Source organism: Mesorhizobium sp. M0217, from assembly GCF_040321955.1.
Lineage (GTDB): Bacteria > Pseudomonadota > Alphaproteobacteria > Rhizobiales > Rhizobiaceae > Mesorhizobium.
The window spans coordinates 168,295-193,280 of the sequence record NZ_JAMYSN010000009.1 but is presented as its reverse complement, the minus strand read 5'-3'; the positions used below and the strand labels follow the sequence as shown (position 1 = coordinate 193,280).

Genomic DNA, 24,986 nt, shown 5'->3' with positions numbered 1-24,986 from the left:
ATCTGTCAGGACCATGCGTTTCGTCCGGCGCCCGCCATTTCGGGGCGGGCGCCGATTGTCGTCACTTGTTGTAGAGTTTCAGGATCGGCTCGACGCTCGAGGCGTCGTAGAGGCTGAATGTGTGAATGTCGTAGCCGACCGGCTCGCCAGAGGCCGCAAGCCCGAGCAGCGCCACCGGCATGAAGCCCTGCGCCGACGGGTACTGCCAGGCCGCAGCATTGACGAAGCCGGACTTGACCGCCTCGGCCGTCTCCTTTGAGTTGCCCCAGCCGACGACCGGGACCTTGCCGGCCGACACACCGGCCCCGTCGAAGACGCGTTTGATGCTTGCTGCCACGGAATCGCCCAGTGCAATGATTGCCGGCGGATTGTTGGCGACCATGTAGTCGGTCATCTTGGCGATGATGCCGGCCGGGTCGGTGCCGCAATCGACCACGTCGTACTTGATGCCGAGCGGATCGAAGACGCTGGCGATGCCCTCGGTCTCGAGCTGCTGGTAGCTGGCGCCCGGCACTTCGACCGGCAGGAACACCTTGTCGCCCTGCTTCACCATCTTGTGGTCGACGAGATACTTGGCCCAGATGACGCCCGCTTCCCTGAGGTCGGCCCCGACATAGGCCTGCCGCCCGGTCGCCGGATCATCGGTGTTGAAGAACACGATCGGTATGCCGGCGGCCTTGGCGGCCTTCACCTCCTCCGTCCACAGGCCGGGCTGAGCCGAGGTGGTAGCGATGCCGTCCGGCTTGGCGGCGAGCGCCGAGTTGAAAGCCTCCTTCTGCGCCGCCATGTCGCCGCCGCTGAACGAGATCTTGCAGGTCACCTTGAGCTGGTCGCAGGCCTTGGTCGCGCCGGCATTCCAGTCGATCCAGAACGCGTCCGAAGGGCCACCATGCGACAGCAGATAGAAGGTCTTCTGGCCGTCCTGCGCGAATGCCGGCAGGCTCAAGGAGACCCCGGCTACCAGCGTTGCCGCGGCAGCCACTTTCAATGCGAATTTCAACATTCATTCCTCCCTTGGTTGGAGTTGCGCCGCCATGCGCCGGCGGCGCAACCGGCGCTCACAGCCCGTTGGCGCGGAACTTCCCGTCGAGGAATTTCTTCGCGCGCGGCACGTCGTCTTCCGAGAGATGCTCGATGATGACCGGGATGTTTGGGTGCTTTTCCGCCAGCCGCTGGAGATAGAGATCGTAATTCAGCGAGCCCAGCCCGGGCGCCGGCAGCTCGATCTCGCCGACGCCGCGGAACGTGTGGCTCTCCATCGCATCCTCGTCGCCGATGTCGGCATGCTTTTCCGACTTGTCGCTGCCCGAACGCTTGACGTCCTTGGCATGCGCGATCTTGATCTTGTCGGTCAGCGTATCGAACACCTGGTTCAGGATCTGGTCCATCCGGTCGATGTTGTGGGTTTCGAAATAGTTGGTCGGATCCATCAGCAGGCCGAGGCCCGGATGGTCGACCTGGGCGAACATCTTCACCGTCTCCTCGACCGAACCGACGACATTGTTGACATAGGTTTCGAGCAGGAACACCGCCCCATGGTCGTAAGCCGTCTGGGCAAGCTCCGAGATCACCTTGCGGCATTCCTCGAATCCTTCCTCGGTCTTGTTCTTGGGGTGATGCACCCAGTCGGATTCGGTGTTGTAGGTGCCGGTCTCCGAGATCACGTAGGGCGAGCCGAAGGCGCGCGCATTGCGGATGATTTCCTTGAGATAGCCGACGCGCTTGTCGCGCTCGACTTTATCGGGGTGGATAATGTTGGTGTAGCCCGACACGCAGCAGATCGGCAGGTTGTTGTCGCGGAAGACGTCGCGCACCTGCTTGGCCTTTTCCTCAGTGATCTGCCCGGCCGACAGATCGATATCCCTGAAATGCAGGTCGAGCTGCACCGTGTTGAAACCGAGCCCGCGGATCTTCTTTGCCGTCTCTTCGAGCCCGTACGGGAAATAGCCCGTGAAAATACCTGCCTGCATCATGATGTGAACTCCTCCCTGTAAGCGATTCAGTTGGCTGATTTTATCGAGATTTCGGAAAGCTTGACGGTGCGGCCCTCGTCGATCGAGCGATAGCCGGCTTCGACCAGCGCCATCGTCTTGACGTTGTCGGCCACCGATAATGCCGGCGGCGCGCCTGTCTTCACCGCATGCTGCAATTGCTCCATCACGCCGATGAAGGCATGCGGGAACCACATCGTGTCCCAGCTCGGGCTGACCCATTCGCCGCCGGTCGTCTCGGTCGAGGCATAGGTCAGCGTCGAGGCCACGCCTTTCGGCCAGCCGATCGTGCCTTTGGCGACACCCTTGGTGCCGTCGACGCGCCAGTTGATGTGCTGGTCGTCCAGATAGCCCTCCTGGCGCGGTCCGGACCAGACATCCTCCAGCGACACGGCGAGCACGCCGGAGGGAAAGCGCAGCGTCGAGACGGTGATGCCGTCGCTATGCTCGAATGTCGTGCGCGGGTCCTTGCGTGTCAGGGTGGTGATTTCCGAGGGATCGCCGAACAGGAAGCGCAGCACGTCGAGATGGTGCACGCTCATATTGGCCAGCGTCAGCCGGTCGTAGTCTTGAAGGAAGGTCTGCCAGTGCGGGATCGCATGCATGTCGATCTGCGCAAAGACGATGTCGCCCAGCGCGCCGCTGTCGATGATCTGCTTCAGCACGCGCATCGACTGGTCGTAGCGCATGTTCTGGTTGACCGAGAGGATCTTGCCGGACTTTGCGGCTTCGTCGCGCAGTTTCACGGCTTCATCGACCGACAGCGCCAGCGGCTTCTGCGCCAGGATCGCCTTGATGTGAGGCTGCTTCAGCGCATGGCGGATCAATGCCGGCTGCTGGTCGGGCGGAAACGCCAGGTCGACGATCTCGACCTCGGAATCCTCGATCAGCTGTTCCGGTGTGTCGTGGACGGTCGGAATGCTCCAGCGTGCAGCTACCTTCTCGGCACTGGCCTTGGTGCGCGAAGCGATGGCGACGACTGGGAAACCGGCCTGCGCATAGGCGGCAAGATGGCATTCGGCCATGATCATGCCGGCGCCGATGCAGCCGATACGGTATTCTTTCGTGCGGACCTTCACGTCCGGCTCGAAGCCTTCGCTCGCCATGTCTTCCTCCCGCAATTCTGTTTTCGCAGCCGCGATCATCTCGCCAACGCGCCTCCGTCCTGCCCGAAATAATGCACCCGGGCCGGCTCGCAGGATATCGCTACCACCGCATCCGGCCTGATGTCGGGCTGGCCGCGCAGCAGCGCCTTCAGCCGCGCCTCTCCGGCGGCGAGCGTTACCACCGTGTAGCCGCCAAGGGGCTCGACCTCGAATACGCGCGCCGGGCGGCCAGCGCCCCCTTCGACCCAGGGCCCGACCTTGATGTCCTCCGGCCTGAGCCCGATTTCGATCGCGTCGGCCGGAGCAGCGCGATCGTCGATGCTGACCGTGCCTTCGGCGGCCTCGAGGCCATCTTCGCCGCGAACGGATTTGAGGATGTTCATCATCGGCGAACCAAGCAGTCGCGCCACATAGGTGTTCGCCGGGCGGTCGTAGATCTCGGACGGGGCGCCGATCTGTCGGATCCTGCCATTCTCCAGAATGGCGATGCGGTCGGCGATCGACATCGCCTCTTCCTGGTCATGGGTGACGTAGATCAGCGTCTTGCCGAGTTCGCGCTGGATGCGCTTGAGCTCGACGCGCGTTTCCTCGCGCAGCCGCGCATCGAGCGCAGAGATCGGGTCGTCCATCAGATAGGCGTTCGGGTCGCGCACCAGGGCGCGGGCTATGGCCACGCGTTGCCGCTCGCCACCGGAAAGCTGCGCCGGCGGCTTGTGCAGAATATGGCCGATGTGGAGCTTGGCGGCCACATCGGCGACACGCGTTTCGATCTGGGCCTCGGCGACCTTGCGCTCGACCAGCGGGAAACGCACATTTTCGCGCGCGCTCATATGCGGGAACAGCGCCAGGTTCTGGAACACCATGGCGACATTGCGCTCGGCCGGCGAGACGGTGTTGACCGGTTTGCCGCCGATCAGGATCTCTCCGGCGTCAGGCGTCTCCAGCCCGAGCACCAGGCGCAGGATTGTCGATTTGCCCGCCAGCGGCGGCCCGAAGAAGCAGAAGAATTCGTTGTCATTGACGGTGAACGAGGCGTCGTCGACGGCGAGCGTCGTGCCGTAACACTTGCTGACATTGCGAAAGACGATATCGGCCATGTCAACCTGCCTTCATCGCAATGCCGCTGCGGGCATCGAAGACACGCACGGACGATGCCACGGGGGCGACGACGGCAAGCTCGCCGATCGACAGTCCGACAGCATTGTCGAACACCGCCTTCACGGCGGTCTCGCCATCGCCGAGATGGACGATGGTCCTGGCGCCGATCCGCTCGACGAAGCTCACCGGCATGGCGAGGCCCTGCCCGCTCTGCACCAGCGACACCTGTTCGGGCCGGAAGCCGTAAAGCACCTCAGAGCGCGATCCGCGCAAGGTGGCGGCCAGCGCATCCGGCAGCGTCGGCGTGACCCCCAGTGGCCCGAGATCGACCACCAGGCCCCGGTCGCTCTCCGCCGGCCTTCCCTTCAGCAGGTTCATGCCCGGAGCGCCGATGAAGCGGGCGACGAAGACATTGGCTGGATTGTTGTAGACTTCCAGGGGCGTTCCCACCTGCTGCAGCACGCCGTGATCCATGACGGCAATGCGGTCGGCCATGGTCATGGCCTCGAGCTGGTCATGGGTGACGTAGACCATCGTCTGCCTGAACTGGCGCTGCAGCTGCTTGAGCTCGGTCCGCATTACCGCCCGGAAGGCGGCGTCGACATTGGACAGCGGCTCGTCGAGCAGGAAGATCGCCGGCTCCATGATCGCCGAGCGTCCGATTGCCACCCGCTGCAGGATGTTGACCGAGAGCCGGTCGGCCTTGCGGTCGAGCAGCGGCGTCAACTGCAGCAGCTCGGCGACGGCGCCGACGCGGCGGTCGATCTCGGCTGTCGCCGCACCGCGCATCCGCGGCCCGTAGGCAAGGTTCTGGCGCACCGTCATGTGGGTGAAGATGGCGTAGTTCTGGAAAACGAAGCCGACGCCGCGGCGGCCCATGGGCACGCCGGCCATGTCGCGCTCGCCAAACAGGATCTTGCCGCTGGTCGGCTCTTCCATGCCGGCGATCATGTTCATCGTCGTCGACTTGCCGCAGCCCGAAGGCCCGAGCAGCGCCATGAACTCGCCATCGGCGATGTCGAGGTCCATGGTCTTCAGCGCCGTGAACTCGCCAAAGGTCTTGACCAGGTTGCGCAGCTGGATCGCGCTCATGCCGGCACCAGCCTTGCGCGCGCCATGCGCTTCATGGCGAATACGGCAACGATCGAAAGCACGACCAGGATGGCCAGCGCGATCGCCGCCACATAGCCCCAGATCAGGTCCTGCGTCGTGACCTTGTAGATGTAGACGGAGATCGTCTCCGTGGCGACGCCGGGGCCGCCGCCGGTCATGATGTAGAGCGTGTCGAAGATCTTGAAGTTCTCGATGACGCGGATCGCCAGCGCGATGATGACGATCGTCTTCATCTTCGGCAGCACGATGGTGACGAAGCGCTGCCACGGGTTGGCGCCGAGCAGGGTCGCCGCCTTGATCTGGTCCTGCGGCACGCCGACCAGGCCGGCAAGCAGGATCAGGAACATCAGCGGCGTCCACTGCCAGATATCGGCGATGATCACCGCGATCAGCGCCAGTGTGGGGTCAGACAGCCAGGCGATGGTGACGCGGGAACCGCTGAGTGCCGACAGGATGTCGTTCAGCGGCCCGCCCGACTGGAACAGCATGAAGAACATGTAGCCGGCCACCGCCGGAACCACCATCATCGGCATCAGCAGGATCGAATAGAAGACCCGCTTGCCCGGAAAATCGTCCGCGAACAGCGTCGCCAATGCCAGGCCAAGCAGGAATTCGACGGGCACGCACACGACCATGACGATGGCCGTGCGCCTCAGCGCGCTCCAGAAGCGCGCATCGGCGGCAAGGTCGGTGTAGTTGGCGAAGCTGTTCCACATCTCCCATGCGTTCCACCAGCCGAGGCCGGAGAGCGGCGACCAGTCGGTGACGCTGATGTAGAGCTGCATCAGCAGCGGGAAGACGGAGATGAAGAGCACCAAAACCTGCGCCGGCAGCGTCAGCCGGAATCCCAGCCGCGCTCCCTCGTCCCGCAGCGCGGGCTTGCCAAGCGCGGCCTTTGCGTCCTTCGAGACAGTCACGGTCACCGCGCTCATTGCTTGAGCGCGCCGAACGTCAGTCCGCGCACCAGATGGCGCTGGATGGCGATGCCCATGATGACCGGCGGCACCGCGGCGATAAGACCGAGCGCGGCCTTGGCGCCATAGAGCTGCCCGGTCATCGAGGAGGACAGCGAGGCCATGTAGACCGGGATCGTCACCCATTCACGCGTCGTCAGCAGCAGCGCGATCAGATAGTCCGACCAGTTGAGGATGAAGACGAAGAGGGCGGCGCTGGCCAGCGGTGCGCGCATCATCGGCAGCGTGATGCGCGTGAAGACGCGCAGCCGCGAACAACCTTCGACAAGCGCCGCTTCCTCGATCTCGCGCGGCATGTCGTCGAAGAAGGTCTTCATGAGCCAGAAAGCGAACGGCAGGGTGACGATGCCGTAGATCAGGGCCAGGCCAAACCAGCTGTCGGTGAAGTTCAGGAAGGCCCACATGATCATGACCGGGATCATCACCGCCATTGGCGGAAACAGCCTGAGCTGGATCAGCGCCAGCGGCAGGTTCTGGCCGGAGCCGAAACGCGACAGCCCGTAGGCCGCAGCCGTGCCCGCCGACATTGCGATCGCCGTGCCGAACACCGAAGACAGCAGCGACGACAGGATCGGCTTCAGCGCGGTGCGGTCGAGCGCCACGATCAGATTGTTGTTGGACTCGCCGAAGACGAACTGGAAATTGCCGAGCGTCGGGTTCTTCGGCCACCATGTCAGGTCGGCGCCGGTCGCCGACCATTCGGCGATCGGCTTGAAGGCCATCGACACCATCCACAGGATCGGTACCAGCGTCACCGCCATCGCCGCGAAGATCGCGGCGTAGCGGAATATCTCGAAGGGGACGGAACGCTTCATCTGGCTGCTTTGCTGGTGGCGTTGACTGCGGCGGGGAGGAACAGATGCTCCTCCCCTCCAGCGCTGATCCAGGGAAACGGATCAGCTGATCGGGTCGAGAACCGTCGGCCAGGCCTCCTTGTTCGTCCTGATGGCTTCGAGCAATTTGTCCTCGCCGATGCGGCGGGCGATCTTCTTCCACTCCGCTTCCGTGTCGGCCATCGCCTGTTCCGCTGTCTTGGCCTTGGTCAGCGACGCCATCAGATTTTCGTCCAATGCGTTGTGGAAGGCGGTGGCGCCGGGATAGTTGATCGTCGGCACCGTGCGGGCGACGGTCTCGCGCACCACGTCGATGTGGTAGGCGTGGTAGGTCTGGCGCACCAGCGGATCGGAGAAATCCGAGAGCCGGAACGGATCGAGATAGCCGCCCGGATTGGCGCTCATCCAGGCATAGATGCGGGCGGAGCCCAGCCACTGCAGCAAAAGGTAGGCGACCTCCTGGTTTTTCGACTGCGACGAGACCATGCCGGTCAGCGAGAACCACAGCACGGAACGGCTGATCAGCTTGCCGTCGACTTCGCGGCCGGGCGGCAGCATCGAGCCGATCTTGCCGGTGACGGCAGAATCCTTGTTGCCGGCATTGTCGAGGAATTTCGGCAGGTTCGAGAAGGCGCAGGTCATCGCCGCGCCGCCCTTGGCGAAATTTCCATACTGCTCCGGCCAGCCCCAGGAGATCGCGTCCGGCGAGTGATGAACCAGCGAGCCGACATATTCGTTGGTGGCGGCAATGCCGTGCTCGGAATTGATCAGCGGCTTGCCGTCGTCGCCGAACAGGAACTGGTTGGGCGATGCCATCGAGACATAGCGCTGATACCAGTTGGTGTAGCCCCAGCCCTGGTTGCGCAGGTCGGTGGAGCCGAACAGGCCCTTGTCGGGCCGCTGGAAGAAGCCCGCGATGTCACTGTGCTGCTTCCAGGTCTTCGGCGGCGCCAGATCGTAGCCGAATTTGTCCTTGAACGCCTTCTGCTCGGCAGCGTCGCCGAACAGGTCGGTGCGGTAGACCCAGGTCTGGAAGTCGCCGTCCAGCGACACGCCATAGTTGGACCCGCGATATTTGTTGAGCAGCGACACGCCCTTGGCGCCGTCGACATAGCCGGTCTTGGGATCGTCCCATTCGGGCTTGTACTGGGCGACGAAGTCGTCGAGCTTGGCGATGCCGCCGGTCTCGGCAAGGTCGCCGAGGCGGTTCCATTCCGTCGAGTAGATGTCATAGGCCCCACCCTTGGTGGAGATGTCCTGCATCGTCTTGGTGAATTCCTGGCCGTTCGGCAGGCCGACGATCTCGATCTGGATGCCGGTTTCCTTTTCCCACAGCTCCTTGATCGACGGCGCACCCGCCGGGAAAGGCTGTGTGAGTTGACCAATCGAGCCATCCGACAGGCCAAGCACGATCTTGGCCGGCGCCTTGCCTGCTCCCTTCAAGGCCTTGGCCGCCTCAACGGCACGGCCTTCCGGCGTCTCGGCGCCATATTGATAGCGCTCGGCGCCCTCGAAACCGGTGGGGCCGCCTACCATGCCTGGCGCCAGCGCGTCGGCCGCAACGGCACGGCCGGGACGGATGAATTGCGGTGCGATACCAGCCGCAGCCACGAACGCCGCCGCCTTTCCTCCGGACGCCAACAAGCCGCGTCGCGATATGCGGATCAAATCAGACATTGGAATTCCTCCCTCAGGCCCGATGTTTCCTCCACGAGCCCATCTGAGGGATATTGACGGCAGCACCGGAAGGCTGTCAACATCATAAATACTCAAAATACATCGTAACACCGCAACTGCGGAGAAAATACGTCATGCAAAGGTCGACACACCGGCTCAATGCCTCGATTTGATGGGAAATCTGCATTCGTAGCACGGGACGTATCACGACGCGATTTAGCCCAACCTCCTTGCGCATCGGCTAAGGCTGGATACATCATTTTCCATCAGAATCGCTGATGGCTGGCAGCTGTGGCCGTCGGACGGGCTAGCGGCATTGTGCGATCTGATGCATTGAGGAGATGAAAGACGGTGCGTTCCACCTTGACTGACATAGCCCGGGAAGCCGGCGTTTCCGCCGCCACCGTCGACCGCGTGCTGAACAACAGGCCCGGTGTGCGGGCGCGCACGCGTGAGATCGTGCTCGAAATGGCGCATCGCCTCGGCTACATCGCGGAGGGCCCGAACGGAGCGCCGCCCAGGCCCTCACCTGGAGAGGTCATCCGTCTCGACTTCGCTCTGCCGGCCGGCACCAATTCCTTCATCAAGATGCTGCATCGACACATCGAGGCGCAGGCCTTGGCGCGCCCCGATCTCGACGTCCACATCGCCACCATAGAGGGCTTCAACCCCGACCGGCTCGCCCGCCTGCTGCAAGAATTGCGTGGACAGACACAAGGCGTCGGCGTGATCGCGCTCGATCATCCAACGGTGCGCGAGGCGATCCGCTCGCTGTCGGCCAATGACGTCAAGGTGGTGACCATCGCCTCCGACATCCTGCATGTTCCGAGAGTGGCCTATATCGGCATCGACAACCGCGCCGCGGGGCGGCTGGCCGGCTATCTGCTCAACCGCTTCATGGGATCGGAACGCCCAAGCAAGGTGGCGCTGTTCGCCGGTTCGCTGTCCTACCGCGGCCATGAGGAACGCGAGATGGGATTCCGGCACATCTTGACCGAGGAGTCGCCCAATCTCAAGATCGTCGAGATGCGCGAAATGCTGGATGACCGAGAGAAGGCTTATTCAGAAGCATCAGCGCTTCTGGACCGGCACCCCGATCTTGCCGCGATCTACAATGTCGGCGCCGGCAACACCGGCATCGCTCGGGCGCTCAAGGAGCGTGGACGCGCCAAAGACATTCTCTTTCTCGGCCACGAGGTGACAGACGGCACCAAGGAACTTTTGTTGGATGGGACGCTCGATGCGGTCATAGATCAAAATCCGCGCGTCGAGGCGCGGGAAGCGCTCAACATTTTAAGCCACTCTGTCAGGCACCTGAACTATGAACCGCATCAACCACGACTTCAGGTCATCTTCAAAGAGAATATACCTGAAATCTGATCAATGGATCCGTGATCGTATGGCAAAGCACAGCGTTGGCGTCGCCACCGGTCCCAAATACGAACGAGAGCCCGAATGATCTCGTCAAAGCCGCCGATCTGGCACTATTCCGTGCGAAGTCGGAGGGCCGAGATCGGGTCGTGGTTGATGGTGCATGAGAAGGCCGTCGCCCGTTGCAACTCGGTCAGCCTTTCCGAACCTAAAAAGACCAAGTCCACTCATAGCACCGAAGTCGCGAACGATTGGGGCGAAGACGGTTCTGGATGTCGCCGGCACGAAGCCGACGAATGGCATACGCCCGTCCGTCCGCCACGATCACCTGAAGCATCGCCCCGATCAAAGGCGCTCGAGCAGATATGTTGCAGGCGACCTCGTGTGTTATACACGCACGCTGAGTTTTCGGGTCGGACACGAGATCGATGGATCAGGAGACGCTTCTTGCCGCAGTCCTCTTAGCTGATGTCGTGGGCAGCACGCCGCTCTATGAGCGGATCGGAGACGATGCCGCTCTACAGCAGGTCTCGGATTGCCTGGACACAATGCGCGAGATTGTCGCCAAGCACCGTGGTGATTTCATTTACTCGAAAGGCGATGACATACTCAGCCTCTTCGAGAGCCCGGAAATGGCGCTGAGGGCCGTCTGCCAAATTACCCATCAACTGACTAAAGGGCCGTTGAGCGCCCGCATCGGATTGCATTTCGGGGCGGTCATTCGCGCGCGGGGCGCGATATTCGGTGACGTTGTCAATGTCACCGCAAGGTTGTCCACCACGGCGAACCCCGGAGAGGTGCTGATCAGCCAGAGCTTCTGCGAAGCCCTTTCCCCGAGAAGCCGCAAGGGCCTGCGGCTCCTCGACAAAATGGCCTTGAAGGGGAAGCAAGAGTTCTTCGATGTCTATACCCTGTGGAGCGACGATGAGGCCCCCGGTACGCAGATCACCAGCCATGGCGCCACTACAGATAGACGCTCGGTCCTGCCGCGGCAGATTCATCTGGTCATCCGCTACAGAGATCAGCTGCGATCCTGTCGAAACGGCGAATCCGTGACAATCGGCAGATCGGCGGAATGCGACATCATCGTCGAGCGGCCCTGGGTATCGAGGCGCCACGCCGCCTTCACCATATTGAATGGCAGAGCTCGGCTTCTCGAACGAAGCTCTTCGGGCACATTTGTGTCCATGGGACTCGGCCATGAAGTATTCGTACGCCGTGAAGATATTATCCTCTTCGGCTCCGGCGTCATCTCGCCTGGAGTGAAGTCGGCACTCGACGAAGCCCAGCTTCTTCACTACGAAATTGTCTCGGATTGACCCGGCCCGGCTACTAGCTCGACCGGTTTAGAGCTGGTTCGCTGGCGCCCTCAATGTCGCGCCGTACTCTTTGACAGCCATTGGAATCGACCGTTCATAAATGTGCCAAGGCCAATCCAGGAACGCTCTCGAAGTTGGGCTGCGAAGAGCTGACTTCCGTTTCCCTCGCTGAGTTCGACGGAGCCGCGGCCGGTGCATCTCCCTCGCAGGATGCGGAGTTCTACCTGCTCCTAGGCGACATTCTGCAGGTGGATGGCTTCGGCAGCAAGCTGGCCCGCTCGATCGGTGACGCGATAGGTCTTGCCGCGAGGGGATTGTGCTGGACTGTCGGCCAGACAATGAGCTGGCGACGGGAGCGGCCGGCTGAAGCGGGATGCCCGGACCATCCCTGCCCTGTGTCGCCTCGATATCCCCAGGTGCTGAAGGTCAGCACAGGCTGTTGCAGCCCGGGGTCGACGAACGCTTCATCAGACCATTGCGCCGCAATAGCTCCTCGACCACCTGCGAAGGCTCGCGATTGGGCTACCGTCACGAAATTGGCGCAGAAGCGCAGACCACTGACATATCGCGACGTCGAGATGGAGCTCGATGCCACCGTGTTTGCAGCACCGGGGAGATTCCTCTTGGGCCGATCGAGTTCAAGTTGCTGCGCCACATGCTCGACAATCCTGAAAGGTGATCAGCCGTGATGAATTCATCGCAGCTGGCTGCTCGCAGAAAGCCAGTGTGAGCGCCCAGGTGGTCGACGTTCACATGAGCCAGTCGCGAAAGTTGTTGAAGCAGTCGTCGCAGAGTTGCCATTCGCACCCTGCGGCTTGCCGGCTATTCTCTCGAAGACACTGCGGGCTGACGATCTCGGCGATTGGGTTCAGAAAGGTCGCTGCGTGAGGCCGCAAGGGGACCGACCCAATGGGAAAGGTCTTGGCAGCTAGGGGACTTAACGCGACCGACATTGCAGCCGGGCGCTGCTCTAATCGAGAGAAAGTCTGGGCGTATAGAACAAGCGACATGAGCGTGTCGGATTGTTTGCATTCAAACGACCTTTGCGACGTTATCCGTGCCTTCGCCTTGCTGGTGCCGGAGGAAATCATGACGTCGCCCGACAATTCGGTCGAACTCGTTCGCGACAAGAAGTGGACGGTCCGCATCACCGCCTACGGCAGCACCCTGACGTTTCCGTTCGAAGCAGAAAGCTATGCACGTTCTTATGCCGATGGTCAGGCATTCCGTCTCGGCGTTCAGGTGGCGGAACTGAAGCGATGCGGCTGACACTTTGTCGACGCGTTGGCGGATAGCCTGCATCGCGATCGGAACGAATAGTTCGCTGATTGCAGCCTCGCGATTTCCATCAAATCCCGCCTGCAATCTTGACAGCAACTCGGCAAAATCCCTCGCCGACTAGTGTTGTCATATGAGCTGGAGCTTTCCTCGCCGCCGGTGGTAGGCGGGATACGCTGCCGGGACAGCCCTCTTTTCGCATAGACGCGAACCTTGTGCTTTTCCGTCTCAAGGCTGATTGGCGGCTGGATGCGCGCGCCGTCTTTCATATTCTGCCATCAGCCCGCGCGGAGCGTGGAATCAACGGCGGGGAAGCGGATGATGTTTCCTGTTTGCGCTCGCGTAGCGCAAGAAACGCTGCGAAGAGCATGATAGCCATGCCGATGATGTCGATCAGGCTAACCTCCTCGCCGTAGGTGATGATGCCAAGCACGACGGCAATGACGGGTGAGACGAAGGCAAATGCTCCGGCGCGCGAGGCGCCGATTTCGTGCAGGAGCCGGATAAATAGAGTGTAGCCTATGAACGAACCAAACAGCACGAGGAACAGCCACCCGACCCAGGCCGGCCAGCCCCAATTGCCTTTTAGAGCCGCGGTCGCGCCTGGCTCCACAACGAGTGAGATGAGAATTAGGAATGCGCCCCCGAAAAGGGTGGTGAAGCCGGCGATGAAGTCCGATGAATATACCTCAAGAAGCGGCCGCGCGAGCACCGAACCCCATGCATAGATTAAAGCTGCCGACGCCACCGCTGTCATCGCCAGCAGCCGGAGCCCCCTGCCCTGCTGGTCTGCGTGTGTCCAACTAGCATAGGCTTCGGGCCCGAACAGGACGCACAGACCGGCCGCACCGAGCAAAATCGCAAAGAGCCTGCGGCCGTCATAGCGTTCGTCCCCCAGAAGCAACGCAAACCCAAGCAGCGTGACGGGGGTCAGCGAAAGCTCAAGAACAGCCGCGGTGCCCGTATCGACGTAGAGCATGCCCCAAAAGAGTGGGCCATAGCAAAGCGGAATCATGAACAACGTAACAACGAAAAGACGCGGCCAACTCCTTTTCGCCACCCGTGGTAGAGCAGCGCCCCTTAGGCGCGTCGCGCTGAGGATCAGCAAGCCGGCTACTGTAAAACGCGTGCCTGCGAACATCAGAGGCGGCACGGTGGCGATCCCTGCCTTGATACCGATCCACGTGGTGCCCCAGATCACACATAAAACCAGAAATGTCGCTGTGTTGCGGTTCATCGGAAGCAGCCTTCGCTGGGCGTTGTTGGTTCGTCGTAACGGCCAAAAGAGGTTTATTTCGTTACAACGGCCTCTTGCCAATACGGTTCCGCCAACCGATGTTTCCGGGATGGATGGTGCGAAGACTATCGTCGACATGCGCATGGTTGGCGGTCACCCCTGCTTGGACTTCGTCAACACGGTCGACGCGCGACGCGATGTGTGGGGGCCAGACCTCTTGCAGACCTATGCCGACCTGGTCGTCTGGGCTGGACGTGCCGATTTGATCGACGTCGATGAGGCGCGAGCACTGCTCGCGGAGGCTTCCGCCCGCCCGCTCCTTGCGGAGGCGGCATTGGAAAAGGCCAAGATTTTGCGCGAGGCCGTTTACGCGGCTCTCCAGGCCGAGGCGGCAGGCGCCCGGGTGCCGGACGATGCCTTGCAAATCGTGCGCGATGCAGTCGCCCTAGCCCTGCCGAAGCGCTCGCTTTTCCCGTCCGGCGACCGCCTCGCTTGGCAGTGGACCGACGCAGCCAGTCTGAACACGATCGGCCACCGCGTGGCCTTTGAGACAGCCGAGTTTTTGGTGTCCAGGAATGACCGCCGCCGCGTGCGCGAGTGCACCGGGCCGAACTGCGGTTGGCTTTTCATCGACACCTCGCGTGGCGGGCGCAGACGGTGGTGCTCGGATGAGAGCTGCGGCACACGCAGCCGGGTAAGGCGCTTCAGGGCAAAAGCCGCAGGGAACATGGCTCCCGACAGCAAGAATTAGTATCTGACGCCAGGCTTGGATGACCAACGCAGCATAGTTGGCTTCACGCTATCCCTGTCGCTGTTTGTCCAACGAAGCTGGTCTCGCGAGCGACTGTGGCCAAGAGTGTGGAGAACACAGCCGGCGCGGCAAGCCATCATCGCGTTCCAGAGCGGGTTGCTTCGGGGCCGCCTACCTCGCCACGCTTCGATCGGTCGATCTGCTCAAACTTGACGGGAACTCCGGTAGCGTTACGGCGTTTTTCTCAGTCCGAAACAAACAAGGATAGGTGCCATGGACTGGAACCGTGTCGAAGGCAATTGGAAGCAGGTAAAGGGCAAGGTCAAGGAACAGTGGGGCAAACTCACAGACGATGATCTGGACCGTATTGCCGGTAACCGCGATCAGTTGGAAGGCAAGATTCAGGAGCGCTACGGCATTGAGAAGGACCGCGCTCGGCGCGACATCGATGACTGGTATGGCCGGCAAGGCTGGTAGGTCGCCGGTTCCAAACTGAACTTGAAAAAGGGCTCCGAGAGGTACGGCGCCCTTTTTTGCCGCGTTTCTTGTCGCCTTTTCGTGAGTCTCACGACAAGGGCGCTCACCGAGAGACGTGGAACCGCGAAAGGTGCCCGTCGTTATCTGGTTCTCGAAATTACATTGGGGGATTAGTTGGACAGAGACGACGCCTCGGCGATCACAACTGGAGTTAGCGGCCTCGACTACATTCTTCGTGGCGGCTACGCCAGGAACCGCTCCCATCTCATCGAAGGGAAACCAGGTTCTGGAAAAACCACTCTTGGCCTCCAGTTTTTGATCGAGGGCGCCAAGAATGGCGAGACATGCCTTTACATCACTTTGTCAGAAAGCAAGCGCGAACTGCTCTCGGTTGCTGGCCGTCACGGCTGGGATCTGAAGGGGGTGCAAATTCTTGAACTTGTGCCGCCGGAGCTCAGTTTCGATCCTGCGCAGCTACAGACATTGATCCATTCCTCGGAATTGGAACTCGGCGAAACCGTGCAGTCTGCCATGGCCGAGATCGGACGCGTCAGACCCGATCGCGTGGTGTTCGATTCGCTCTCTGAAATTCGACTTTTATCGCAAGGGTCACTGCGGTATCGGCGCCAGGTGTTGGCATTGAAGAGCTTCTTCATGCTCAACAATGTGACGGTGCTTATGCTCGACGACCTGACCGCTGAGCAGGATGACCTCAATTTGCATTCGATCAGTCACGGCGTCATTCGGATGGAGCAGCTGTCGCCCGTCTATGGTGGAGAGCGTCGGCGGCTACGCGTGATCAAAATGCGCGGCGTGCAGATCCGGGGCGGCTTTCACGATTTCGTCATTCGCCCAGGCGGCGTTATCGCCTATCCGCGGCTCGTTGCAGCCGAGCATGAGGTGGCCGAGCATGATACGCCGGCCATGAGCAACAACCGGATCGACACCCTGCTTGGCGGCGGGCTGGCCCGTGGTACCAGCACGATGCTGATGGGGCCGTCTGGCGTTGGCAAGTCTACAATTGCCTGCACCTATTGCTATGCCGCACTCGAGCGTGGCGAGCGTGTGCTGGTGCTGTTGTTTGACGAGACAAAGCGCATCTTCTTGGCGCGCGCCGCCGGGCTCGGCATGGACCTGGAGCCGTTTGCCGAGGACGGCACGCTGATGCTTGAATCTGTCAATCCGGCTGAGCTTTCACCAGGCGAATTGTCTTCGCGCATCCAAGCGGCCGTCGAAGAATCCAATGTGCGGATCGTCGTGATCGACAGCCTAACTGGCTATCTCAATGCCATGTCCGAAGAACAACATCTGGTGCTTCAGATGCACGAGATCCTCACCTATCTCAATCAGAAGGCAGTGGCGACGATCCTGCTGTTGGCCAATCACGGGCTGTTTGGGCAAACGGCAGCGCCGGTCGACATGACCTATCTCTGCGATTCCATCATGCTTCTGCGCTTCTTCGAGAACGCAGGTCAGTTGAGACGCGCGATTTCCGTTGTCAAGAAACGTGTCGGCCCCCACGAAGAGACGATTCGTGAGTTTAAAATCGGCGGTAACGGCGTGGCCGTAGGTGAGCCACTGGAACAATTCCGCGGCATCCTGATGGGATCTCCGGAATTTGAAGGCAAGCCGACAGACCTTCTGAGGGACAAGGCGTTATGATGTCGTCCAGCCCCGCCGTTCTCGTGCTGGCGCCGCTTGGCCGTGACGCGAGGATCGCGGCCTCCATCCTGGCTACAAACCAGATTGCCTCGCGTGTGTGCGGCAGCTTGGAAGAGGCAGTGCCGCTTCTCGACGAGGCTCAGTGCCTTGTCGTGGCCGAGGAGGCCCTGCTCAGTTCCGATCGAACGCAGTTTGCGGCCTGGCTTGAAGCCCAACCCGCATGGTCGGATTTTCCGATCGTGCTTCTGACGATGCGGGGGAACGAAGTCGACACGCGGATGGCATTTCTGGACCGCTATCTGATCGTGCTTGAACGGCCATTTCTGGCTTCGAGCCTCGCCAACTCGGTGCGCTCCGCCTTGCGTGCCCGCGCCCGCCAGCGTGAGGTCCAGTCCTACATCGAACAGAAGCGGGAGGTCGCCGATCGGCAGAAATTGCTCATCCGCGAGCTGCATCACCGCGTCAAGAACACGCTGGCCAACGTTCGCGCCATGATGGGCGCGACGGCCAAGTCGAGCGGCAACGTCGATGATTTCGTACGCGATTTTTCAGCCAGGCTCGTTTCCCTGGCCCAGACCCATTCGATGCTTACCGACGATTATTGGCAGACTGCCTCCCTGCACAAGCTGCTCGAAAGCGAGCTTGACCACTATGAGACGCGCGACAGGCCGCGTATCGTTCTGGAAGGCCCGAACGTAGCGCTAGTCGCCGACATTGCGGTCCCTGTCGGGATGGCTTTCCACGAACTGGCCTCCAATTCGTCGAAGTTTGGCGCGCTTTCGCAAACGGGAGGCCGCCTTGATGTCCGCTGGTCGTTAGGCGGGTCCGGCGATACACAGATCGTCAATCTTGACTGGCGGGAACGAGATGGGCCGAAAGTCGAGCAGCCCAGTCGCCGGGGGTTTGGCACGACACTTCTGGAAAAAGTCGTGACCGTGCAATGCAACGCCAAGATCGAATTGAACTACCATCGTGACGGCTTGCAGTTCACCATGGCCTTGCCGTTGCGAAACACGCGCCTTGTGCCGGCTTACTGAGCGGCAACGGAAAGGCTGGCTGGGCGCCGCGATAGGGATTAACTGAGCGTCACTCGGCAGGCTGGTCTAGCGCTTTAGCCAAAACATCAGTTCCGAAAAAGACCGCCTCTATATCTCCCATATGCCTCTGCAACATTGCGAGAGCTCCGGCGTGGTCTATGCGGCCGACCTTGGTGATGAAGTCGAACTCGTGCCGCGGCGCTGTGACCCGGGTCATGCGTCCTAGACGAAACTTTGGGCTCCCGGAGCGCAGTTTTGTCGCCTTCGTGGTCACCCCCCGCCATTTTGCTCACGATCCTCGTTGATAGCCCGGATGCGCATCTGAATCATCCGCGACCCGTCTGGGTTCCGACTGGCGTCGTAAAAAACCAAGAGGCCCGCAGACAGGCTCGATCGACGGTCAGCTATCCCGAACAGCAAACGAAACACCCTCGCCTTTGGCCAACCAACTTTCGCCAGATCACCTTCGCAATGCCTGCGGCCCCAGTACGGTCGGACAGCCCGCGCTCTGGCGGCCGAAGTGAGGCGCCGGGAACATACAACGTCGGTCGTTGTTTCTCTGATCAGGAGGAAAGATGATGGCAGACGATAAGAGCAAGCGTGATTTTCGAGATCGCAATCGTGTATCAGTCGATGAAGATTATGAGGTTCGCTATTTCGCCAAACAGCATCGTATCACGCCAGAACAGGTCCGCGAACTAATCAGAGAACACGGCAACGACCGGAAGAGGCTCGAACGCGAGGCAAGAAAACGGGCTGATATCGGCTGATGGTCGCGACGCATCACGCGGCTTTTCGACGAGCGGGCTTGAAAGGCTGCGCGAGCGTGAAAACGTCTGGCCGGATGCCCGCCTCGACTTGCTTCCATGTGACCGGGTGGGCAATTGGGAAGCCGGGCCGCGCTCGCGGGGAAAAAGCGCCTATTGCGGTATTGCCCCGTCCGTTGCGGAGATAGTCGAGAAAGATCCGGCCTCCTCGGGCTGCGGGGTCAGCTGACAACAGGTATCGGTCAGGATAGGTATCAACCAGACGGTGGGCGAGCGACTTGGCCAGTTTCCGGGCGCTGTCATGGGTCATCTTCGCAACGAGCGGGGCCATCAAGTGGATGCCTTTGCCGCCAGTGACCTTTGGCCAGCTCTCCAAGCCTGCCGCTTCCAAGATGCCCCGTAGCGCCAGCGTGGCCTCGATCACAGCGTCCCATGGCACGCCTTCTCCGGGATCGAGGTCGAGGACGAGCCGGTCCGCATGTTCGATGTCTTCAATCGTCGCGTTCCAAGGATGAAGCTCAACGGCATCCATCTCGACCAAGCCAAGCAGACCATCCATGTCATCTATCCATACCCGAACGCCTTCGCCGCCTTCGCGCTTTTGAACGCGGAGCTGGTGCACGGACGACGGTATCCGAGGTAGCGGTCCCTTGTGATAGAAGGTTGCGCCGGAGGCGTGGCGGACCAGCTTCAGCGGTCGCCGAACGAGATGAACTAGAACTTGATCAGCGACCCGCCGCCAATAGTCTGCCAGCTCTTCCTTGGAAGGTGCAACCGCATCGGGTAGCAGCTGGAGAATGTTCTCGCGCGGGACGCCGTGTTGTCCTTCCGACCTCCGCTTGGACGGCGATGGAGGCTTGGGCGGGATTGCCTGAAGGTCCTCGCGGAGTCCCTTGAAGACCGCCTCACGCAAGATGCCCCGGTCCGACACGCCACTGAATTGCACCTCGGCAAGAACGTCTGGTTCGACCCATGTCGCCTTGGGCTTCTTGATCGGCTCCGACAGCGGTGACTTGGCGATTACAAGCGGATCAAGCCGCTCCCTAACGCGCCGGGCTGCGTCCAGCGTATAGCCGGTCTGGGCCTTCCCGGCATAAAGCAGCCGGTCGCCCTCTCGCCTGCCGATGTACAACGATGCGATGCGGCGCGGCTGCGCGCCAAGTTTCTCGACGAAAGCCACGATTGGAAAAGTGTCGCTCTTGACACATTTGACCTTGACCCAACTGGTCTGGACGCCCGAGCGGTAGTGAGCATCCGCTCGCTTGGATACGATTCCCTCTATGCCCATCCGGCAGGCATGGTCGAACATATCCTTGCCGTTCACCTCCAGATGCTCGGCATAAGTCAGGGTTGGCTCGGTTTCGGTCAGCAGCTTCTTCAGCGCAGCCTTGCGCTTCACTAACGGTTGTTCCCGTAGATCACGGCCATCGAGGTACAGGAGGTCGAAAGCGTAGAGAGTCATCCGCAGCGAACTTGGGTTGCCCAGCTCACGTTCCAGGGCTTGATAGTCCGGCAGGCCGGTGTCGCCCAGGACGACAGCTTCACCATCGATGATAGCGGATTTGACCGGCAGGCTTGCCGCGGCCTGAACAATCCTCTTGTAACGGTGGGACCAATCGTAGCCGCGACGCGTGAATGCTCGCGCCTTTCCGCCTTCAACGACCAGCTGCGTCCTGTAGCCGTCATATTTGATCTCGTGAAGCCAATCTCCGCCTTCGGGAGCTTTCTCGACCAGTGTGGGCGATTGGAACTCGATGAACGAAAGCCGGTCAATGGCACTGGTCATATGCTCGCGACTCCAGGAATCGCGACTCAAGCCCCAGCGCCCCTGTCGGTTCCGAGCCTTTTAGAAGAATTGCATCGCGACGATTGGTTATCCGCCTCACTTGTTGATGTGACGGCGCAGCAGAGTGATGTTGCGATTGTTCGCCTTAAAATAGACGTCGAAGATCGAGCCGAGAATTGGGACACTTCCTACGAGCGTATCCAGCAGCACGTTGCCTAGCATGCGGGCGACCAACCCATTTCCGGCACCGACGTTTCGAGCTCGCAAGACGATGTAGGCCGAGACAATGCCCGTCGCCGCATCTCCGAGTACGGGAACCAGACCTACGAGCGCATCCAGTCCAAAACGAATTGATGTGCCTGGAATGCGCCAGCGGGAATCGAGTAGCGCGGCCAATAGATCCAACTCGGCAAGTACGTTTGCTGTATGACCATCGTGACCGCCCTGCCCGATCATGCCAACTCGCGCGCCAGTACGATTTAGTATCTCTCCCTGATGGATAGCCGTCACCTTAGATATCGCTTTGACCGCCTGAATTCGCTTGCGTCCTGTGCGATGGCACGTCGTCGAGCAAGGTCGTCTCACCGGAGCTTTTCGGCGCCTCAACGGGCAATTCACCAGTAGGCGTCATTTTGCTGACGGCCTCAGGCAAATCTCGCGTGATCCGGCTTATGAGCTCCTCGCGCGAAAGGCCGGTCTGCATCGAGAGGGAAGTCAGGGTGTCTTCGTCTATGGCTGCTTCCACCTCGCTTGGCTGGATCGGCTCGTTCGGCCCGGTGCCTACCCACGAATCGACCTTCGATCCGGCGCCTGCCCCTCTGAACCGGTCGAGAATATCGCCAAGCGCGGTCCCCGAAACGCCTTTTGAAAGCTGATCCAGAATCCCGCCTTGCGGATCATTTGGGTTGCGATCGCCCGCTCCACGGATCATGTCGCCGATCTTGTCGCGATTTTGGTATGCCAAGACGCCGAGCATCGCGATCGCCAATTTTCCCAGGTTAGCCATTGGTACCTCCACTGTTCAATGACAAGGGCTCAACATCACAAAAGTTCCGACCGGCGACGATCTAATTGAATAAGGGCCGGCATATCGACACAGACGTGAGCGGTGCTGCCTAACCGGCTTGTTTCCGTTTGCGGTGCGGCTTCGGCCTCGCAGACGTTGATCGTGCAAAGCTCGTTGCCTGCCTGATCGCGCATGCGCACTAACCATCCGGTCATATCGTCATCGCCCAGATCAGCCAACAGGCCGATTCCGCAACGGATCGCTTCGGCGCGAGCGGCCTCAAAACTTGGCGTCTCGGCAGGCGGAACCTGGCGAGCCTGGTCGCCGTCGCGATAGTACAACGTATAAGCGAGATGGATTCCACGCGCTGCCTTAGAGTATGGAACTACCACCCTCATCTTTACGGGGGTTTGGCCAAACAGCGAACATCGGCTAGGCCTAAGACGATCGATCGAGGTCGACTCGCGCGACGGCGTAGGCGCCAAGCGAGATGCTTTGATCATCCAGCGGTCTTGCGGAACTTTCCATGAAGTCGGGATCGGTTGCCGCCCGCTCGAACTGCTCGGCGCCGAGAAGAGCAATGCGGGCGCTGCTCGGCGAATCCGAAAGCCGCACAGATTGCGTCTTGGCGGTAAGGTTAGCGACCCACAGGGTCACGCGGCGATCTTGTTCAGCCGCGATCGTGGCGACGCCGTCAGCGCCGGAAGTTCGTACGGACAGCAAGGTGGCTCCGCCGAGCTTTGAGAGACCAGCCAAGACATGGAAAGCGGGATAGACCGTTGGGCCATCCTGCTGGTCATACCATGGCTGCACGAAATCAGCCTTCCTATGGATTTGGCCAAAGGGGCCGGCGAAGTCACCGAACGCGACGGCCTCGATTCCTTCGCGAGCGCAGGCCGCGAAATATCCGACAGTCCAAGCCGCATTGAACAGCCCGCGCTGACGAGGATCAATGCGCGATAGACAGACGCGAGCGTTCGCTTCATTCGGCGCAGTGGATTTTCCGTATGGGTTCTCACGGCAGCCGAGCTGGATGGGACCGATACGCAGTGGCAAGCGTTCCCCCATGAAAGCATGCGCGGAGCGGATTAGATGGGGGATTGCCTGAAGTGTCTCCATCACCGAGACATCATCTGCGGCGTGCACGCTTGGACAGGTGGTGAAGGTCACGTAGTCGAGCGCTTCGGCTGGCGGACGCTTGCGGTTGAGTTCGGTGAAGTAAGCGGCCATGCCGCCGCCCAGCGCGATGCCCGGGAAAGCCCGGCGAGCGGCGGAGTAGCTTTCGTGGAAGCTGGGCATAGTCGGCCACGGTGCTCCCGGCTGTACGGATGTCATGTCCTGCGCCGGAAAGACGGAGACAGCTTCTAGTTTGAGGCCGAGTGAGTGGACAGCATCCGCGACCGGCGCCAATTCGCCGAATGGATCGCGCGTGCCCTTGGTGATAATCTCGAGGACCACTCCAGCGCCGGTCAGCCGTGCGAGCGCGGCGTAGCTTTCTAGTTCGTCCTGGCCGTGTGCGATCCGGAGATCGACCTGGCAGACCATCCACTGGGGAGCCATTCGTCGTAGGAGCTCGGGGGTTTCGAGCGCGTGCTTTGCCTCGTCGGCGGCGACGCCGACGCCAGTGCGGGGCACTCGGCCGACCGGTCCGCCGATCGTCAGGTTGATGAGTGGATTGCGATTTTCAGACGTCCCGGCAGGGAGCGTTCCTGACACGTGAAGCCGGACGGCCTGCGTGAATTTCTGGCCCCTGGGCGGTCTGTAAGGCCACGGGCGACGCAGAGGGCGGACATATGTTTTATACGAGGCGTCAGACCAATTGCGTTGGTCCTCCATCTCAAAGGCATCACCCTCCATGGTGCATGTCGCCCAGATCCCAGGCGCGATCTCGTGCGACAACGCCCGGATGTCGGTGAACGGACATTTTGGATCGATGTGGTCCGGCAAGAACGATAGCTCGTCGTGACCATCCTCATGCAGCACCTTTATCGGCTTGCCGGCTAAGCCCTCGATCGGATGAAGGACGACGAAGCCGGTCCGATTCGTCAAAAGGTCGGTCTCGGGCTCTGCCTCCGCCACAAACGACAGCGCACCATCGCCACGGCCTGAGACGCGCGCCCGGTAAATCAGGCGGCCGGATGTTGCAGCACATGTTGCACGGTATTCAATGGCGAACGCATCCGGCCTCTCGTCGATCCGCAGATCATCGAGAACGGTGGTACATGTTCCCCAGTTTTCGTCCCGTACAAGAAACGAGATTCCGCGCAAGACCTCGATCGTCCCAACGTGGATGTAACGCAACGCCCCATTGTCGAACGCGACCGACAAGGATCCGGCGCGCAGCGTGCGCAGCGGTGCCTCGAGCTCTTCGGTGCCACACAAGCGGACTGCCAGGGAAGCTGCCGAGGTCAAATTGCGCGCTCCGTCGTGGCGTCGAAGATCGAGGCCCGGTTCATGTTGATGTCGATCGCAAGCTTCTCGCCCGGACGGCTGACATCGTGCGCCTGCAGCTCAGCCATCACCGGCGCGCCGGCCAGTCGGAATGTCGCGTAACTGCGCGAGCCGGTCGGCTGCAGCAGGTCGATCGTTGCCTCATAGCGAAACGTGCCCTGCTCCGGCGTTGCAGTGTGCGCACGAGTGAGGTGTTCTGGCCTCAACCCGAGCAGCACCTGCTGTCCGTCCGCGACGCCCTTCAGCCCCCTGCCGCGCGCTAAAGGCAGCAGTGCATCCGCGAGCCGGATGGCAGCGGCGCCTGCGTCCAAGGCAAGGGTACCTGGCAGGAAGCTCATCCGCGGCGAACCCAGGAACCCAGCGACGAACGTTGAGGCCGGGTGCTCGAACAACTCGAGTGGCGCGCCCTGCTGCTCTATCAACCCGTCGCGCATCAGCACGATGCGGTCAGCCAACGTCATCGCTTCGATCTGGTCATGGGTGACGTAGATCATCGTTGTCGCAATGTCCTGGTGAAGGCGTTTGATTTCGCCGCGCATTTCGTCGCGAAGCTGTGCGTCGAGGTTGGACAGCGGCTCGTCGAACAAAAAGATGCGCGGGTTGCGGACTATGGCGCGGCCGATGGCGACGCGCTGGCGCTGGCCGCCGGATAATTGGCGCGGAAAACGCCCCAGCAACGGAGTGATCCCAAGCATGCGTGCCGCCTCGGCCACGCGCACCTCGACCTCTGGCTTCGGCATCTTGCGAGCCTTGAGGCCGAAGCCAATGTTCTTGGCCACGCTCATATGCGGATAGAGCGCATAATCTTGAAACACCATTGCCACGTCGCGATCGCGCGGCCGGAAATCATTGACCACCTCGCCGCCGATCTCGATCGTGCCTTCCGATATCTCCTCCAGGCCGGCGATGGTCCGGAGCAGCGTGGACTTGCCGCAGCCGGACGGTCCAACCAGAACGGTGAACTGGCCGTCGCGAATGTCCAGGTCGATGCCGCGCACGGCATGGAACGCGCCGTAGCGCTTGTGCAAGCCGGTAATTTTGACTTCGGCCAT

Annotated in this window: 23 protein-coding genes; 8 read left to right on the top strand and 15 right to left on the bottom strand. The window is 61.1% G+C overall.

From position 1 onward, the window contains the following. Nucleotides 1-61: 61 nt before the first annotated feature. From NKJ18_RS17130 to NKJ18_RS17095, 8 genes are all read right to left on the bottom strand, one after another. Nucleotides 62-1,003 carry a sugar ABC transporter substrate-binding protein gene (locus tag NKJ18_RS17130; RefSeq protein ID WP_023673173.1) on the bottom strand — a complete coding sequence of 314 codons (942 nt, stop codon included), beginning with the start codon at nucleotides 1,001-1,003 and terminating at the stop codon, nucleotides 62-64. A 55-nt stretch (nucleotides 1,004-1,058) separates the two neighbouring features. Beyond that, nucleotides 1,059-1,973, bottom strand: coding sequence for a sugar phosphate isomerase/epimerase family protein (locus tag NKJ18_RS17125; RefSeq protein WP_023673174.1), 915 nt, complete (start codon nucleotides 1,971-1,973; stop codon nucleotides 1,059-1,061). A 26-nt stretch (nucleotides 1,974-1,999) separates the two neighbouring features. Continuing rightward, nucleotides 2,000-3,097: a Gfo/Idh/MocA family protein gene (locus NKJ18_RS17120; protein WP_352671924.1), complete on the bottom strand. Its 1,098-nt coding sequence runs from the start codon at nucleotides 3,095-3,097 to the stop codon at nucleotides 2,000-2,002. Nucleotides 3,098-3,132: 35 nt separating this feature from the next. After that, nucleotides 3,133-4,194, bottom strand: a complete 1,062-nt coding sequence (locus NKJ18_RS17115) for an ABC transporter ATP-binding protein (RefSeq protein ID WP_352758955.1) — start codon at nucleotides 4,192-4,194, stop codon at nucleotides 3,133-3,135. Nucleotide 4,195: 1 nt separating this feature from the next. Next, complete coding sequence (locus tag NKJ18_RS17110; protein WP_023669476.1) at nucleotides 4,196-5,287, bottom strand: ABC transporter ATP-binding protein; 1,092 nt, start codon at nucleotides 5,285-5,287, stop codon at nucleotides 4,196-4,198. Next, nucleotides 5,284-6,240 carry a carbohydrate ABC transporter permease gene (locus tag NKJ18_RS17105; protein ID WP_023700493.1) on the bottom strand — a complete coding sequence of 319 codons (957 nt, stop codon included), beginning with the start codon at nucleotides 6,238-6,240 and terminating at the stop codon, nucleotides 5,284-5,286. The genes NKJ18_RS17110 and NKJ18_RS17105 overlap by 4 nt, the downstream gene beginning before the upstream one ends. Further along, nucleotides 6,237-7,097 carry a carbohydrate ABC transporter permease gene (locus tag NKJ18_RS17100; RefSeq protein WP_023669474.1) on the bottom strand — a complete coding sequence of 287 codons (861 nt, stop codon included), beginning with the start codon at nucleotides 7,095-7,097 and terminating at the stop codon, nucleotides 6,237-6,239. The genes NKJ18_RS17105 and NKJ18_RS17100 overlap by 4 nt, the downstream gene beginning before the upstream one ends. 81 nt (nucleotides 7,098-7,178) lie before the next feature. Continuing rightward, a complete protein-coding gene (locus tag NKJ18_RS17095) occupies nucleotides 7,179-8,792 on the bottom strand; it encodes an extracellular solute-binding protein (RefSeq protein WP_023689432.1) in 1,614 nt (537 codons plus the stop codon). A 351-nt stretch (nucleotides 8,793-9,143) separates the two neighbouring features. On the opposite strand from NKJ18_RS17095, the gene NKJ18_RS17090 reads away from it, so the two are divergent. The 3 genes from NKJ18_RS17090 (at nucleotide 9,144) to NKJ18_RS17080 (ending at nucleotide 12,751) form a co-directional block, all read left to right on the top strand. Beyond that, nucleotides 9,144-10,172 (top strand): LacI family DNA-binding transcriptional regulator, encoded by a 1,029-nt coding sequence (locus NKJ18_RS17090; RefSeq protein ID WP_023689433.1) that lies wholly within the window; start codon nucleotides 9,144-9,146, stop codon nucleotides 10,170-10,172. 419 nt (nucleotides 10,173-10,591) lie between these two features. Further along, nucleotides 10,592-11,482 (top strand): adenylate/guanylate cyclase domain-containing protein, encoded by an 891-nt coding sequence (locus tag NKJ18_RS17085; RefSeq protein ID WP_352597443.1) that lies wholly within the window; start codon nucleotides 10,592-10,594, stop codon nucleotides 11,480-11,482. 1,008 nt (nucleotides 11,483-12,490) lie between these two features. Further along, complete coding sequence (locus NKJ18_RS17080; protein ID WP_245260004.1) at nucleotides 12,491-12,751, top strand: hypothetical protein; 261 nt, start codon at nucleotides 12,491-12,493, stop codon at nucleotides 12,749-12,751. A gap of 274 nt (nucleotides 12,752-13,025) precedes the next feature. On the opposite strand, the gene NKJ18_RS17075 is transcribed toward NKJ18_RS17080, so the two are convergent. Further along, nucleotides 13,026-13,997 carry a DMT family transporter gene (locus NKJ18_RS17075; RefSeq protein WP_023805137.1) on the bottom strand — a complete coding sequence of 324 codons (972 nt, stop codon included), beginning with the start codon at nucleotides 13,995-13,997 and terminating at the stop codon, nucleotides 13,026-13,028. 163 nt (nucleotides 13,998-14,160) lie between these two features. On the opposite strand from NKJ18_RS17075, the gene NKJ18_RS17070 reads away from it, so the two are divergent. The 5 genes from NKJ18_RS17070 to NKJ18_RS17050 all read left to right on the top strand — a co-directional run bounded on the left by NKJ18_RS17070 (nucleotide 14,161) and on the right by NKJ18_RS17050 (nucleotide 18,694). Next, nucleotides 14,161-14,748 (top strand): CGNR zinc finger domain-containing protein, encoded by a 588-nt coding sequence (locus tag NKJ18_RS17070; protein WP_245263761.1) that lies wholly within the window; start codon nucleotides 14,161-14,163, stop codon nucleotides 14,746-14,748. Between the two features lie 273 nt (nucleotides 14,749-15,021). Further along, nucleotides 15,022-15,225 (top strand): CsbD family protein, encoded by a 204-nt coding sequence (locus NKJ18_RS17065; protein ID WP_023669466.1) that lies wholly within the window; start codon nucleotides 15,022-15,024, stop codon nucleotides 15,223-15,225. 174 nt (nucleotides 15,226-15,399) lie between these two features. Continuing rightward, nucleotides 15,400-16,887: an ATPase domain-containing protein gene (locus NKJ18_RS17060; RefSeq protein ID WP_023669465.1), complete on the top strand. Its 1,488-nt coding sequence runs from the start codon at nucleotides 15,400-15,402 to the stop codon at nucleotides 16,885-16,887. Next, the gene (locus tag NKJ18_RS17055) at nucleotides 16,884-17,924 is read left to right on the top strand and encodes a sensor histidine kinase (protein ID WP_023669464.1); all 1,041 of its coding nucleotides are present in this window, start codon (nucleotides 16,884-16,886) and stop codon (nucleotides 17,922-17,924) included. The genes NKJ18_RS17060 and NKJ18_RS17055 overlap by 4 nt, the downstream gene beginning before the upstream one ends. Nucleotides 17,925-18,499: 575 nt before the next feature. Then, nucleotides 18,500-18,694, top strand: a complete 195-nt coding sequence (locus tag NKJ18_RS17050) for a DUF3606 domain-containing protein (protein WP_460221718.1) — start codon at nucleotides 18,500-18,502, stop codon at nucleotides 18,692-18,694. A 13-nt stretch (nucleotides 18,695-18,707) separates the two neighbouring features. Here the strand turns inward: NKJ18_RS17050 and ligD are convergent, their stop codons facing one another. From ligD to NKJ18_RS17020, 6 genes are all read right to left on the bottom strand, one after another. Next, nucleotides 18,708-20,477, bottom strand: a complete 1,770-nt coding sequence (ligD, locus tag NKJ18_RS17045; RefSeq protein ID WP_023805135.1) for a DNA ligase D — start codon at nucleotides 20,475-20,477, stop codon at nucleotides 18,708-18,710. Between the two features lie 96 nt (nucleotides 20,478-20,573). Continuing rightward, a complete protein-coding gene (locus NKJ18_RS17040; protein ID WP_032905106.1) occupies nucleotides 20,574-20,933 on the bottom strand; it encodes a DUF4112 domain-containing protein in 360 nt (119 codons plus the stop codon). A gap of 55 nt (nucleotides 20,934-20,988) precedes the next feature. Continuing rightward, nucleotides 20,989-21,483 (bottom strand): YidB family protein, encoded by a 495-nt coding sequence (locus NKJ18_RS17035; RefSeq protein ID WP_023682271.1) that lies wholly within the window; start codon nucleotides 21,481-21,483, stop codon nucleotides 20,989-20,991. A gap of 35 nt (nucleotides 21,484-21,518) precedes the next feature. Beyond that, nucleotides 21,519-21,824: a DUF6894 family protein gene (locus tag NKJ18_RS17030; RefSeq protein WP_023689441.1), complete on the bottom strand. Its 306-nt coding sequence runs from the start codon at nucleotides 21,822-21,824 to the stop codon at nucleotides 21,519-21,521. A 97-nt stretch (nucleotides 21,825-21,921) separates the two neighbouring features. Then, the gene (locus tag NKJ18_RS17025; protein WP_352758948.1) at nucleotides 21,922-23,895 is read right to left on the bottom strand and encodes a D-apionate lactonase family protein; all 1,974 of its coding nucleotides are present in this window, start codon (nucleotides 23,893-23,895) and stop codon (nucleotides 21,922-21,924) included. After that, a complete protein-coding gene (locus tag NKJ18_RS17020; protein WP_023669457.1) occupies nucleotides 23,892-24,986 on the bottom strand; it encodes an ABC transporter ATP-binding protein in 1,095 nt (364 codons plus the stop codon). The genes NKJ18_RS17025 and NKJ18_RS17020 overlap by 4 nt, the downstream gene beginning before the upstream one ends.

Coding starts and splice junctions, on each gene's coding strand:
- NKJ18_RS17130 (WP_023673173.1), bottom strand. CDS start 1,003: ATGTTGAAATTCGCATTGAAAGTGGCTGCCGCGGCAACGCTGGTAGCC.
- NKJ18_RS17125 (WP_023673174.1), bottom strand. CDS start 1,973: ATGATGCAGGCAGGTATTTTCACGGGCTATTTCCCGTACGGGCTCGAA.
- NKJ18_RS17120 (WP_352671924.1), bottom strand. CDS start 3,097: ATGGCGAGCGAAGGCTTCGAGCCGGACGTGAAGGTCCGCACGAAAGAA.
- NKJ18_RS17115 (WP_352758955.1), bottom strand. CDS start 4,194: ATGGCCGATATCGTCTTTCGCAATGTCAGCAAGTGTTACGGCACGACG.
- NKJ18_RS17110 (WP_023669476.1), bottom strand. CDS start 5,287: ATGAGCGCGATCCAGCTGCGCAACCTGGTCAAGACCTTTGGCGAGTTC.
- NKJ18_RS17105 (WP_023700493.1), bottom strand. CDS start 6,240: ATGAGCGCGGTGACCGTGACTGTCTCGAAGGACGCAAAGGCCGCGCTT.
- NKJ18_RS17100 (WP_023669474.1), bottom strand. CDS start 7,097: ATGAAGCGTTCCGTCCCCTTCGAGATATTCCGCTACGCCGCGATCTTC.
- NKJ18_RS17095 (WP_023689432.1), bottom strand. CDS start 8,792: ATGTCTGATTTGATCCGCATATCGCGACGCGGCTTGTTGGCGTCCGGA.
- NKJ18_RS17085 (WP_352597443.1), top strand. CDS start 10,592: ATGGATCAGGAGACGCTTCTTGCCGCAGTCCTCTTAGCTGATGTCGTG.
- NKJ18_RS17080 (WP_245260004.1), top strand. CDS start 12,491: ATGAGCGTGTCGGATTGTTTGCATTCAAACGACCTTTGCGACGTTATC.
- NKJ18_RS17075 (WP_023805137.1), bottom strand. CDS start 13,997: ATGAACCGCAACACAGCGACATTTCTGGTTTTATGTGTGATCTGGGGC.
- NKJ18_RS17065 (WP_023669466.1), top strand. CDS start 15,022: ATGGACTGGAACCGTGTCGAAGGCAATTGGAAGCAGGTAAAGGGCAAG.
- NKJ18_RS17055 (WP_023669464.1), top strand. CDS start 16,884: ATGATGTCGTCCAGCCCCGCCGTTCTCGTGCTGGCGCCGCTTGGCCGT.
- NKJ18_RS17050 (WP_460221718.1), top strand. CDS start 18,500: ATGATGGCAGACGATAAGAGCAAGCGTGATTTTCGAGATCGCAATCGT.
- ligD (WP_023805135.1), bottom strand. CDS start 20,477: ATGACCAGTGCCATTGACCGGCTTTCGTTCATCGAGTTCCAATCGCCC.
- NKJ18_RS17040 (WP_032905106.1), bottom strand. CDS start 20,933: ATGATCGGGCAGGGCGGTCACGATGGTCATACAGCAAACGTACTTGCC.
- NKJ18_RS17035 (WP_023682271.1), bottom strand. CDS start 21,483: ATGGCTAACCTGGGAAAATTGGCGATCGCGATGCTCGGCGTCTTGGCA.
- NKJ18_RS17020 (WP_023669457.1), bottom strand. CDS start 24,986: ATGGCCGAAGTCAAAATTACCGGCTTGCACAAGCGCTACGGCGCGTTC.